This is a genomic window from Enterococcus massiliensis (assembly GCF_001050095.1).
Lineage (GTDB): Bacteria > Bacillota > Bacilli > Lactobacillales > Enterococcaceae > Enterococcus_C > Enterococcus_C songbeiensis.
Window position 1 is genome coordinate 839,469 of record NZ_CVRN01000007.1, and the last position, 12,785, is coordinate 852,253.

At 41.1% G+C, this 12,785-nt stretch carries 10 protein-coding genes; 9 read left to right on the forward strand and 1 reads right to left on the reverse strand.

Features of this window, described 5'->3' with window-relative positions; genetic code table 11:
• Positions 1–135: 135 nt before the first annotated feature.
• The 9 genes from BN1875_RS11340 to glyS all read left to right on the forward strand — a co-directional run bounded on the left by BN1875_RS11340 (position 136) and on the right by glyS (position 10,851).
• Positions 136–1,113, forward strand: a complete 978-nt coding sequence (locus BN1875_RS11340; RefSeq protein ID WP_048604946.1) for a PhoH family protein — start codon at positions 136–138, stop codon at positions 1,111–1,113.
• Positions 1,114–1,139: 26 nt separating this feature from the next.
• On the forward strand, positions 1,140–3,341 hold the full coding sequence (locus BN1875_RS11345; protein ID WP_048604947.1) for an HD family phosphohydrolase: 2,202 nt from the start codon (positions 1,140–1,142) through the stop codon (positions 3,339–3,341).
• Positions 3,341–3,814 (forward strand): rRNA maturation RNase YbeY, encoded by a 474-nt coding sequence (gene ybeY, locus BN1875_RS11350; protein WP_048604948.1) that lies wholly within the window; start codon positions 3,341–3,343, stop codon positions 3,812–3,814. Before BN1875_RS11345 ends, ybeY begins: the two co-directional genes overlap by 1 nt.
• Entirely contained in the window at positions 3,798–4,193 is a 396-nt protein-coding gene (locus BN1875_RS11355; RefSeq protein WP_171000791.1) for a diacylglycerol kinase family protein, read from the forward strand. The genes ybeY and BN1875_RS11355 overlap by 17 nt, the downstream gene beginning before the upstream one ends.
• A 15-nt stretch (positions 4,194–4,208) precedes the next feature.
• Positions 4,209–5,108 (forward strand): GTPase Era, encoded by a 900-nt coding sequence (era, locus tag BN1875_RS11360; protein WP_048604950.1) that lies wholly within the window; start codon positions 4,209–4,211, stop codon positions 5,106–5,108.
• Positions 5,109–5,163: 55 nt separating this feature from the next.
• Positions 5,164–5,943, forward strand: coding sequence for a DNA repair protein RecO (recO, locus tag BN1875_RS11365; RefSeq protein WP_048604951.1), 780 nt, complete (start codon positions 5,164–5,166; stop codon positions 5,941–5,943).
• 166 nt (positions 5,944–6,109) lie between these two features.
• Complete coding sequence (locus BN1875_RS11370; RefSeq protein ID WP_048604952.1) at positions 6,110–7,309, forward strand: hypothetical protein; 1,200 nt, start codon at positions 6,110–6,112, stop codon at positions 7,307–7,309.
• Between the two features lie 559 nt (positions 7,310–7,868).
• Entirely contained in the window at positions 7,869–8,783 is a 915-nt protein-coding gene (gene glyQ / locus BN1875_RS11375; RefSeq protein ID WP_048604953.1) for a glycine--tRNA ligase subunit alpha, read from the forward strand.
• 1 nt (position 8,784) lies between these two features.
• A complete protein-coding gene (glyS, locus tag BN1875_RS11380; RefSeq protein ID WP_048604954.1) occupies positions 8,785–10,851 on the forward strand; it encodes a glycine--tRNA ligase subunit beta in 2,067 nt (688 codons plus the stop codon).
• A gap of 56 nt (positions 10,852–10,907) precedes the next feature.
• Here glyS and BN1875_RS11385 read toward each other — a convergent pair whose 3' ends face one another.
• Positions 10,908–12,770 (reverse strand): ABC transporter ATP-binding protein, encoded by a 1,863-nt coding sequence (locus BN1875_RS11385; RefSeq protein WP_048604955.1) that lies wholly within the window; start codon positions 12,768–12,770, stop codon positions 10,908–10,910.
• Positions 12,771–12,785 lie beyond the last annotated feature (15 nt).

Genomic DNA, 12,785 nt, shown 5'->3' on the forward strand with positions numbered 1-12,785 from the left:
CAAGGATCAATTGATCTTTGCCCCAATTTTTTTCTTTCTCACGTGGAGTGATGCGCAGAGAAAAGGGAATATTTTTCTTTTACATAGAGTGTGGTATTATTGGGGAGTAAAGATCAGCAAAGGAGATGCACCTATTTGACAGAAGAAACGACTTCTCTGGAAATAAAATTAACAGAGGCCGATGACATCAGCATGTTGTTAGGCGCTCATGACAATCATATCAAATCGATTGAAGAATATACGGAAACGACGATCCGTTCTCGGGGAGAAATGATCCAACTTGAGGGAACGAAGGAATCAGTCAAAAAAGCAAAGGCAGTGATTCAAGCATTACAGACCTTAATCAATCGAGGAATTCATGTAGGAACGCCAGATGTCGTTGCTGCTTTAAAAATGGTTGAAAAAGGCAGTCTTGATTTTTTTATTGCCATGTATGAAGAAGAAATCCTAAAAGACCGGACCGGCAAACCTATCCGGGTAAAAAATTCGGGACAAAAAAAATATGTAGATGCCGTTCGTTCCCACGACGTTGTTTTTGGTGTGGGACCAGCAGGAACCGGAAAAACATTTCTAGCGGTAGTTTTAGCGATTGCTGCGTTAAAAAAAGGCGAAGTGCAAAAGATCATCTTGACCAGACCTGCCGTAGAAGCCGGAGAAAACCTGGGCTTTTTACCGGGAGATTTGAAAGAAAAGGTCGATCCTTACTTACGTCCGGTTTATGATGCACTGTATCAAATTTTCGGTGTGGATCATACCAATCGATTGATGGAACGGGGAATCATCGAAATCGCACCGTTGGCCTATATGCGGGGACGGACTTTAGAGGATGCCTTTGTAATCTTAGATGAAGCACAAAATACCACGATTGCCCAAATGAAAATGTTTTTGACCCGGTTAGGGTATCAATCTAAAATGATCGTTAATGGCGATACCAGCCAGATCGATTTGCCAAAAGGCGTGATGAGTGGTCTGGTACATGCGGAAAGAACGTTGCAACCTATTAAAAAAATTGCTTTTGTCAATTTCGAAGCTGGGGATGTCGTTCGTCATCCAGTCGTTGCAGAAATCATTGAAGCCTACGATAAGGCCAGTTTAAAAAGCGATACGAAGTAATTGAGAGATTCTCAGGAGGTGAGAAGATGATTATCAAACCCCTTCAAAAAATTCGTGAAAAACTTGGGAAAGCTTATTTGCCGCTGTTGTTCCTTCTTTTTTTCGGCAGTCTTTTTTTAACACTTTTTACAAGTGTGAAGCAAAAAAATGTTGACTATCAAGAAGGTCAGGTGGCAAGTGAAAGTATCCGGGCAAATAAGACGATTGAAAACACGGCTGCCACAGAACAAAAGCGCAAGCTGGCTGCCGAGGCGGTCACGCCGGAATATACCTATCAAGAGGATCTTGCAAATACGCAGCACGATCGAATCTCACAGCTTTTTACCTTGATTCGACAAGTCAAAACAAATTTGGCCGAGGATTACGAAAAAGCGCAAAAAGATGCCAAAGAAGGCACAACAATCCCTAAACCAACCGTGGATGAACACGTGGCAGCGCTAAAAAAAGAATTTGAAAAATTGGATGCAGAGACCGTTGCCTTTTATCAACGAATCTCCAGCCAATTTTATCAGCTTATTTTTACGCTGACGGATACAGATGTTTCAACGGTTGAAACCAATGCGCTGTCAATTCTTGATCGGGAAATGGGCAAACAAATTCGAGAAAGTGATTTGGAAGGAGCAAAAAATCAAGCTTCTGAATCGGTTTCTAAGCTTTCTACCAGTGACAATAATCAACGAGCAATCAATTATCTATTGGATCAAGGAATCGTCATCAATGATTTCTTGAATGAAAAACGGACGGAAGAATTGCGGGATGCTGCCCGTGATGCGGTTCAGCCGGTGATGATTTATCAAGGTGAAATTTTGGTTCGGGAAGGTTCTCAAATCGATGCTACTGTGATTGAAAAACTAAAATTGTTAGGTTTGACTAGTCAAAACACATCAATTTTCCCAATCGTTGCCATGATTTTAGCCCTTCTTTTACAAATTGCGGTTATGGCGTACTTTGCCCGTCAATTTCACGGGGATGAGTCTAAAATGAACGCATTGACGTTTTATGCCGTTGCAATGGTGTTCAGTATTGTTTTAATGAAGTTTTTCCAAATTTTTCAAACGGAATTGATTCCTTATATTCCGTTGTTTTACCCGGCAGCGTTTGTTCCGTTGGTCTTGAATTTCTTTGTCAATCGACGAACGGGAATTTTAGCTGCGATGTTTCAGGTGATCGCTTCTTTGTTTATCTACTATGACGCGATTGGAACGAATCTGTTGACAATCATTTTAATCTCCTATCTTTTTTCAGGGATGATGGGGGCGATTGTTAAGCGGGAACGGATTTCAAAACAAGGCTGGCCGGCAGTAATGTGGATCATCGTGTTTCCTTTCTTGATGACCTTGGTATTGATCGTCTTCCAAGGCATGAATTTTTCTGATTCAAAAACTTGGATGACAGTTATCTGTGGTTTGGCGGGAAATATTTTATCCTTCTTATTGACGATGGGTTTGCATCAGTATATTGAGCTACTGGTCACGGATAACAGTGTGATCGTGCTTAATGAACTTAGTAATCCCAATCATCCGTTATTGAAACAACTTCTGGAAGAAGCACCGGGAACCTATCACCACAGTATGATGGTGGCAAATCTCAGCGCAAATGCAGTTGCCGAAATTGGCGGACGCTCATTATTGACCCGAGTCGCTTGCTACTACCATGATATTGGCAAATTGAAACATGCCAATTTCTTTGTTGAAAATCTGCCGGCAGGAGCAGAAAATCCTCATAATTTTCTGCTCCCAGAAGACAGCAAACAAATTATTTTTGGTCACGTTATCGATGGTGCCAAAATTTTAGAAGAAGAAAAAATGCCGCAAATGGTCATTGATATTTGCCGCCAACATCACGGAACAACCTTGATGAAGTATTTCTATATCAAAGCACAGGAACGCAATCCGGAAGTTACTGAGGCAGAGTTTCGGTATCCCGGTCCCAAACCGCAAACGCGGGAAGCCGGTATCGTAAACATCGCAGATAGTTGTGAAGCAGCAGTGCGGGCGATGGATAATCCAACGAATGAAAAGATTCGAGCTTTCGTGCATAACCTAATCGTGGATCGTATTTTAGATGGTCAGTTGGACGATACTGGATTAACTTTGAAAGAAATCAATCAGATTGAAAAATCACTGGTTAACGGATTGTGCAGTACCTTCCATTCTCGGATTAAATATCCAAAAATGAAATCCGAAGCGGAAAAAATGAAAGAAGAACAAGAAAGAAGCGAAGAATAATGGAAATTACCTTTATGGATGAAACAAATTCTGTTTCCGAAAACAAAATCCACGAGATTGACGAGCTGCTGCAATTTGCCGCAAATTATTTGGAACTTCCGGAAAACACTGAAATGTCCGTGACTTTCATGGATAATGCGGCAATTCAGGTAATCAATCGTGAGTATCGCGGCAAAGATGCACCTACTGATGTCATCAGCTTTGCGTTGGAGGAAACCGGCGAGGGGGAGGTTCCGGTGATTTTTGAGGAAGAAGTTTCTCTGCCACGAGAATTGGGCGATATTATGATCTCAATCGAACGCGCCCGGGAACAAGCCGAAGAATATGGTCACAGTTATGATCGTGAATTGGGCTTCCTAGCCCTACATGGCTTCTTGCACATCAACGGGTACGATCATATGGTCCCAGAAGACGAGAAGGTCATGTTTAGCCTACAGAAAGAAATCTTAGATGCCTATGGACTCAAACGATAGAAATACAAAGAAGAATAAGAACTTTATAACTTCGGTTGAATTTGCTTACACGGGAATTAAAACTGTATTTAAAGAAGAACGGAATATGCGTAAGCATGTGGTATTTGGTCTGCTGGCTTTGATTGCCGGAATTATTTTTCAACTTAGCCGAATGGAGTGGCTTTGGCTGCTCGCAGCCGTGTTTCTTGTTTGGCTTGTAGAGATTATCAATACGATTTTTGAAAACATTGTCGATATGTTTACGGACTTTCACTTTCATCCCATCGGAAAAAAAGTGAAGGATATGGCAGCCGGAGCAGTTTTATTGACGGCACTTTTTGCGATTGTGGTGGGAATGATCCTTTTTCTACCTAAACTTTATCTATGGATTTTTCATTAAGAAATGAGGAAAAAAATGTCAGAACATAAATCAGGATTTGTAGCGATTGTGGGGCGACCTAACGTTGGCAAATCAACCTTACTCAATCGAATCGTGGGACAAAAAATCGCTATCATGAGTGATAAAGCCCAAACGACACGAAACAAGATTCAAGGGGTGTATACAACACCAGAAGCACAGCTTATTTTTATCGACACACCGGGAATCCATAAACCTCAGCATCGTCTTGGAGATTTTATGGTGGAAGCAGCTTACAGCGCTTTGCGGGAAGTAGATGCCGTGCTGTTCATGATTAGTGCGGATCAAAAGCGGGGACGCGGGGATGATTTTATTATCGAACGGCTAAAAAATGTGAGCTCACCCGTTTTCTTAGTTATTAATAAAATTGACAAGGTCCACCCAGATGATTTGTTAAGAATCATTGAGGATTATTCCCAACAAATGCCTTTTGCCGAAGTTGTGCCGATTTCCGCAACGGAAGGCAATAATTTTGAAACATTGATGGATACTTTGATGCTTCATATGCCGGATGGCCCCCAATATTTTCCTGAAGATCAAATTACGGATCACCCGGAATATTTTATTGTTTCGGAATTGGTTCGGGAAAAAGTTCTATTGCTGACACGAGATGAAGTTCCTCATTCCGTCGCAGTTGTGGTGGACTCAATGAAGCGAAACGAAAATGATAAAGTTGGAATCCAAGCGACGATTATTGTCGAACGAGACAGTCAGAAGGGCATTATCATCGGTAAGGGTGGAAAAATGTTGAAGCAAATCGGCACAAAAGCCCGGAGAGATATTGAACAATTATTGGGAGATAAAGTCTTTTTGGAGCTTTGGGTCAAAGTGCAAAAAGACTGGCGGGACAAACAGCATTACCTGCAGGATTATGGCTACCGCAAAGACGAATATTGATAGGAGTGTGGGGTGAGTTATTCAGCATCCCATGCTTTTTTTAAAGGAGAATGACATGCAGCTTTCTGAAACTAAAGGATTGATTCTTTTTTCACGAGACCATAAAGAAAAAGACAAGTTGGTCAAAATTTTTACAGAATCTGCCGGCAAACAAATGTTTTATGTTAAAGGAGCCCACAAAAAAAATAACCCGCTGACGCCAGCATTAATGAATTTTACCGAAGCAGTCTATTTTGGCACCATTCGAAGTGAGGGACTTTCTTTCTTGAATGGCGCCAAAGAGGTGCAGCCTTTCCATAAAATTCAGGAGGATATTTTTTTAGCAGGTTATGCAACCTATATGCTGAACTTAGTAGACGCTGCGATTGAAGATCGATTATATGATCCCCATTTGTTTCATTTTACTGAACAGGGACTAATACAAATCAATGAAGGTGCCGACCCCGAGATCATCTGCAATATTTTTGAAGTGCAGCTGTTAAATCGTTTCGGAATTTCACCGATTTGGGATCAATGTGCCATTTGTGGAGAAACAACGGGGAAATTTGATTACTCGTCAAAATACAACGGTGTCCTGTGTGAACGACACTGGGGAAACGATCCTCACCGTTATCATGCTGATGCTCGCGGAATCCATTTTTTGCGACTATTTGCCAAAATTTCTTACGATCAGATCCAATCGATCCAAGTAAAGCCGGAGACAAAACAAGCTATCCGTAAGATTCTTGATGAATTGTATGAAGAATATGTCGGTTTGCATTTAAAAAGCAAAAAATTTATCGATCAAATGCATGATTGGGAGAAGATGTTGAAACCACCGGAGGAGAAATTGTAACCTATTTTGCTGAGGATGTTGACTTGCTGCTAGTTAAAATCTATACTAATTTTGCTACGTAAATTCGTACAAAATATTATAGTTCGGTATGCAAAGCAACGGCTCTGTAATAAAACGTACCGCTGATAGGAAATATCGCACTAAAAGATCGAAGGGATCTGCAAGGATGAAAAATGTAAAAAAATACAAATGGTTGGTTGTTGGTACAATGGCGGCAGCAGTATTATTGTTGGGTGGCTGCTCCGGAAGTAACGGAGCCTCAGGTAAGACGACAAAAACAACGGCAAAAACGGTGTCGTTCGTTGAAGAAGCCAAAGGGAAAGGAACCTACGTATGGGTACAAGCCGCTGCCAATGAGAATGATGGCTTTCAAATTAGTAAAGATGATACCGTCAATGAAATCTATGTATTAGATAATGGAAAGATAGTTTGTTACCAGATTCAAGATCCCGATGTAACGCTTGGATCCGTCAGCAAATTAAGTGACAAAGAAACAATCGCACTTGCTAAAAAGCAAGATAAAAAGTATTTTGATATCTCTTCAAAAGAAGTACAAAACTTCATTGATGGCGACGATAGCACGAATCGAGTAGGTCAACAAAATGATTTGTGGGGCGACGAAAATATCAAAAATTTGCTTTACGGTTGGGGAACGTTGCATTATCTTGGAGATAAAGGCAGTGAAAAACGCAACGGTGTAGACTACGTGACGTTTTCTAATGTAAAAATCATCACGCAAGAAGCCGATGAGAAAATGCAACATCTTAGTGACGATGATGCGGATGAAAATGCTCCTTTTGGAATGTTAAGTGAGTTCAGTTATCTTATGAAACCAATCTCTGAAGACAATGCAGTCATTACGAAGTATATGGGTGAGGGACTACTGGCAAACATGAAGGAAGTAAAATATCATGCACCTAAAAAGCAAAAGTTGACGGATTATAAAGAAACAACGGATAATACAGGGAATACCATTGAATCTCAATCAATTTCCTACCAAGCGATTGATTATTTCGAACCAACTCCCTTTGAAGAAAATGTCTATCAGGCTTTCAAAGACGATTCGGTAATGACAGAGTATGCAGAATTAGTTGCTAATGGTGGTCTCGATTACAAGCCGGAAGAAGCAAAGAAGTTGGCTGATCAAATCTTCACAGAGAAAACAGCTAAAACACTCACAAAAGGTGTCTTTGATTACTATACTTGGTCCAAAACTCTAACATTAGGCGCTTCAGCAGATCAAACAATCTATGATTCTCGTTACATTGGTTATGCAATCAATTCTGATCCGGGGGCAGTTCCGGAAAACTACCTATTGACAAAAGCACAGGTTGACGGACAGGAAGCAGTTTTAAGAAATAAATAATCAATATAAAAGAGTTTTTATTGAAATTTCTCGCAAAAAAGTATTCATCCAGTCTCTACTTCAAGGAGGACCCGTTTATGAGTGCTTTTTTGTTTTCCCTCGTTTCTTCGTTTGATAGAAGCTTTTCTATTTTAGTTCATCAGGTAAAGGCTTGGTAGAAGTAATGCTTAGTTGAAAATGGATGTTGTTTAATTAAATGTTAATGTTTTAGGAAACATCAGTTGCAACGAGACCGGGAACACATCATGGGATTCTATTGACAAATCTTACGATTGAGGGTATTCTTTATTCAACATTAATTACAGCGTTGATATAGAATAAGTAGCTTGCAGGTATTGATTCAAAGCGATTCTGAGACAGTGGAAGTCAGAAAGTCAAGTGTAAGTGAAGGCACTATGGAGCTGTTTAAACAAAGCTGCCGAGGAATTCTCGGAAGTAGGGTGGAACCGCGAATTTTTTCGTCCCTATGTCTATTTATAGACATAGGGACTTTTTTATTTGTAAAAATTTTCGGCACATAGAAAATAAATAGTTCAGGAGTTAAGAAGGGAGCAGGAAAATGAAAACAAAAATGACCGTTCAAAACATTATTTTAACACTGCAAAAATTTTGGTCAGACAATGGGTGCATGTTGATGCAGGCCTATGACACAGAAAAAGGGGCGGGAACCATGAGCCCGTATACTTTTTTGCGGGCGATTGGACCGGAGCCTTGGAATGCGGCTTATGTAGAGCCTTCTCGTCGTCCGGCAGACGGCCGTTATGGAGAAAATCCGAATCGGTTGTACCAACACCATCAATTTCAAGTAGTGATGAAACCATCACCAGAAAATATCCAAGAACTTTATTTGGAGAGTTTGCAACTTTTAGGGATTGATCCATTAGAACATGACATCCGTTTTGTTGAAGACAACTGGGAAAATCCTTCGATGGGGTGTGCCGGCTTAGGCTGGGAAGTTTGGCTGGACGGAATGGAAATTACCCAATTTACCTATTTCCAACAAGTGGGCGGACTGCCTTGCAAACCGGTAACGTCAGAAATTACTTATGGCTTGGAACGTTTGGCCTCATATATTCAGGAAGTCGAAAGTGTCTATGATCTGGAATGGGCGGATGGCGTAAAATATGGCGAAATTTTCAAACAACCAGAATATGAGCATTCTAAATATTCCTTTGAAATCAGCAATCAAGACATGTTGCTAGAAAATTTTGATAAATTTGAAGCAGAAGCAAAACGCTGTATCGATCAAGACTTGGTGCATCCAGCCTATGATTACATTTTAAAATGCAGCCATACCTTTAATCTGCTTGATGCGCGGGGGGCTGTTTCCGTGACAGAGCGTGCAGGTTATTTGGCACGAATCCGTAATATGGCTCGGGCGGTAGCGAAAATTTTTGTTGCTGAACGGAAAAAACTAGGATATCCCTTGTTGGATCCTGAGGTTGCCGCAGAACTAATCAAGGAGGAAAAATAAAATGGCGAAAAATCTATTGCTTGAAATTGGTTTGGAAGAAATTCCTGCACATATCGTCACCCCAAGTATGCAACAGTTAGAGAATAAAATCGTTGCCTTTTTAGCGGATCATCATTTAGCCTTTGAAACAATTCGGGCATTTTCAACTCCGAGACGGTTAGCAATCCATGTGACCAATCTTGCTGAAAAACAAGAAGATACCCAAGAAGAAGTGAAAGGTCCAGCGAAAAAAATTGCTTTGGATGCAGAGGGAAACTGGACAAAAGCTGCCCAAGGATTTGTTCGGGGGCAAGGAGTGACGACGGAAGCAATCACCTTTAAAGAGTTAAAGGGTGTGGAATACGTCTATGTTACGAAAAAAACCAAAGGAAAAACAGCGAAAGAAGTGTTAACTGGGTTGAAAGAAGTCATCACAAGTCTGACTTTCCCAGTAACAATGCATTGGAGCAACTATGATTTCACCTATATTCGTCCAATTCATTGGATTGTAGCGCTTTTAGATGAGGAAGTCATCCCTTTTGAAATTTTGGATGTCAAAACCGACCGTCATTCCCGCGGGCACCGTTTTCTTGGTGAAGAGGTAACTTTTGCTCATGCGGATGAGTATGAAACAAAATTAGCAGAGCAATTTGTGATTGCTGATCATGTGAAGCGGAAAAAAATGATTACCGATCAAATCCAAGTTATTGCAGAGGAAAATAAGTGGGTTATCGCGTTGGATGAAGAGTTGTTGGAAGAAGTTGCCAATCTAGTGGAATATCCAACTGCTTTTGTCGGAAATTTTGCGGAAAACTATCTTTCTGTTCCAGAAGAGGTATTGGTTACTTCCATGAAAGAGCATCAACGGTATTTCGATGTTCGTAATTCAGAGGGCTTGTTGTTGCCGCATTTTATTTCCGTTCGTAACGGTGATCGTGTAAAAATCGATAACGTGATTAAAGGAAATGAAAAAGTTCTGACAGCTCGTTTAGAAGATGCGGAATTTTTCTATAAAGAAGATAAAAAATTAACGATTGATCAATGCGTGGAAAAATTAAAACATGTTACTTTCCATGAAAAAATCGGCAGTATCTATGAAAAAATGCAACGGGTTGCTGTTGCCAGCCAAATCATCGGTGAAACGGTCGGCTTGTCTGATGCAGAATTAACGGATTTAGCTCGAGCAGCTGAAATCTACAAGTTCGACTTGGTTACCAATATGGTGGGAGAATTTCCTGAATTGCAAGGAATCATGGGTGAAAAATATTCGCTATTGCAAGGAGAAACACCGGCTGTTGCCCAAGCAATTCGCGAACATTATTTACCAATTTCCAGCGAAGGGGAGTTGCCAGAATCAGCAATTGGTGCAGTATTAGCTATTGCCGATAAATTGGACAGCTTGTTCTCCTTCTTTGCAGTGGGAATGATACCAAGTGGTTCCAACGATCCGTATGCATTGCGTCGTCAAACCTATGGTATCGTGCGAATCATCGAAAACAAAGGCTGGCGTTTCCCAATCGCGGCTTTGCAAGAAGTGATTGACGAAAAAATTAACCAAGATGAAGCATTGTATGGAATCAAATTGGAAAAGGGTCAACAGGAAGTCATTGATTTTATCAAAGGACGTCTGCGTCAATTCCTGACAACCAAAAACATTCGTCATGATGTAATTGATGCTGTAATCAATGCGGAACAAAAAGATATGACTCAATTATTCGCAGCGGCAAAGATGCTGCATACTCATTTGGAAGATCAAGATTTTAAACCATCGATTGAAGCGTTGACGCGTGTAATCAATTTGGCTAAAAAAACGGAAAAAGCTGAAATCAACGAAGCACTGTTTGAAAATCAAGCAGAAAAAGAATTGTATCAAGCAGTCGCACAATTGGAAACGAAATTTGTCCAACAAACAATGGAAGAAAATTACGCTGCATTGACAGCATTGCGACCATTGATTGAACAATATTTTGACGAAACCATGGTAATGGTGGAAGACGAAGCTGTACGGAATAATCGTTTGGCACAATTGCAAAAAATTCGAAAAATGGCTTTAGCAGTTGCTAGTTTGGATGCCTTAGTCACAAAATAAAAAAACCCGTGATGCCCACAAATATGTGGGTGTCACGGGTTTTTATCTGGAAAAAATCATTCAAATTGTAAATGATACAACTCTCGATAAAGACCGGATTCTTGGATCAATTTTTCATGGGTTCCCGTCTGAAGAATTCGTCCTTTTTCTAAAACCAGAATCTGATCTGCTTCTCGTACAGTGGAAAGGCGGTGGGCGATGACTAAGGACGTTCGCCCCGCCAGCGCAGTTTTTAGTGCTTCTTGGATATAATGCTCACTTTCAGAATCCAAATGCGCAGTGGCTTCGTCCAAAATCACGATAGCTGGTGCTTTTAACAGTAAGCGGGCAATCGCCAATCGTTGGCGCTCACCACCGGATAATCGATAGCCGCGATCACCAATCACTGTATCAATTCCCTCCGGCAAGGAAGAAATGAGTTCCCAAATATAGGCCTCTTTCAATGCTTCTTCAATTTCTGAAGGTGTCGCATCTGGTTTGGCATAGCGAAGATTATTTGCAATCGTGTCATGAAACATGTGAGCATCTTGACTGACGACACCGATGGTTTGCCGCACCGAATCCAAGGTTGCATTTTTTAAAGGAAACTCGCCGATTCTGATTTCTCCTTGTTGTGGATCGTACATGCGTGTTAGTAGTTGAGATAGAGTTGATTTACCGGCGCCACTGGGACCGACTAGTGCAGTCATGTGTCCAGGTTGGATCGTAAAGGAAACATTTTTCAAAATCGGTTCCTCCGATTCCCGTTCGGCTCCCGGCATCAATTCTAAAGAAGCCAGAGAAACTTCTTTGACGGTCGGGTAACGAAAATCAACTTGATCAAACGTAACGCTTCCGCCATTTTGTTTTACATAATCTGTCAATGGTTGGGCATTCGGTAATTCTTTAACACTCGGCTCTAAATCTAAAATTTCGAAAACTCGTTCAAAACTGACCATCGCCGTCAATACATCTACTTGAACATTCGATAATGAAGTGATTGGGGCATACAAGCGATTCAAATAAGAGGCTAACGCCACAACAATTCCGACGGTCAAGGTACCTCTGACTGCCAGCACACCACCCAAGCCGTAAACAACAGCGACTGACAAAGCGCTGACCGTACCGATCGTCACCCGCATAAGAGACCCTGTTAAAGTTTGCTTGATACTTAAATCCCGGACTTTGCGAATTTGTTCAGAATACTGCTGGGCATCGCTTTCCGGAGTGCCATAAGTTTTAGCAAGTTGTGCCCCGGCAACATTAAAGCGTTCATTTGATAATTGATTGGCTTCTGCTTTTAAATCATAGGATTCTCGCATTAATTTCGCTAGCTTCGGTCCAACGATTCGGGCAAGGATAATAAATGCCGGTACCAGTAGCAGGGCTACCAGTGTCAGCTGCCAAGACATAGAAAACATAGCAATCAAAACGAAGGTGACGGATAAAGTATTACTGAAAATACTGGATAAGGTTTGGGTGAAAACTGCCTGGGCGCCAGTTACATCTCCATTGATTCGTTGCACCAAGGCCCCGGTTTTTGTTCGAGAAAAAAAGGATAAGGACATTTTTTGGATATGTTGGAATAATTGAGTTTGTAAATCAAAAATAACCCCTTCACCGATCTTTGAGGAAAGCCACCGTTCACCTAACGTCAAAAAGGCACTGGCAATCGCCAATCCTCCTGCCAATAGGGAAAAGTTTACGATGTAGGGAATATCCCCGTTTGTGATTCCTGTATCGATAATTGTTTTTAAAATCAAAGGTGTCAGTGCGCCGATTGCAGCATTCAGCATAATTAGGAAAAGAAAAAGTGCCAGCAACCATTTGTAGGGTGCAGCGTAGGTCAATACTCGTTTGGTCGTACCTTTTTTTAATTTTGTTCCTTTGACGGAGTTGTCTTTCGTAAAGGAACGCATGCCAAAACCACCTTGTGCCATAAAAATTCCCCCTTC

Bases quoted from the DNA above. Each gene is read 5' to 3' on its own strand.
- BN1875_RS11345 (WP_048604947.1), top strand. From the start codon at position 1,140: ATGATTATCAAACCCCTTCAAAAAATTCGTGAAAAACTTGGGAAAGCT.
- recO (WP_048604951.1), top strand. From the start codon at position 5,164: ATGCAGCTTTCTGAAACTAAAGGATTGATTCTTTTTTCACGAGACCAT.
- glyS (WP_048604954.1), top strand. From the start codon at position 8,785: ATGGCGAAAAATCTATTGCTTGAAATTGGTTTGGAAGAAATTCCTGCA.
- BN1875_RS11370 (WP_048604952.1), top strand. From the start codon at position 6,110: ATGAAAAATGTAAAAAAATACAAATGGTTGGTTGTTGGTACAATGGCG.
- ybeY (WP_048604948.1), top strand. From the start codon at position 3,341: ATGGAAATTACCTTTATGGATGAAACAAATTCTGTTTCCGAAAACAAA.
- glyQ (WP_048604953.1), top strand. From the start codon at position 7,869: ATGAAAACAAAAATGACCGTTCAAAACATTATTTTAACACTGCAAAAA.
- BN1875_RS11385 (WP_048604955.1), bottom strand. From the start codon at position 12,770: ATGGCACAAGGTGGTTTTGGCATGCGTTCCTTTACGAAAGACAACTCC.
- era (WP_048604950.1), top strand. From the start codon at position 4,209: ATGTCAGAACATAAATCAGGATTTGTAGCGATTGTGGGGCGACCTAAC.
- BN1875_RS11355 (WP_171000791.1), top strand. From the start codon at position 3,798: ATGGACTCAAACGATAGAAATACAAAGAAGAATAAGAACTTTATAACT.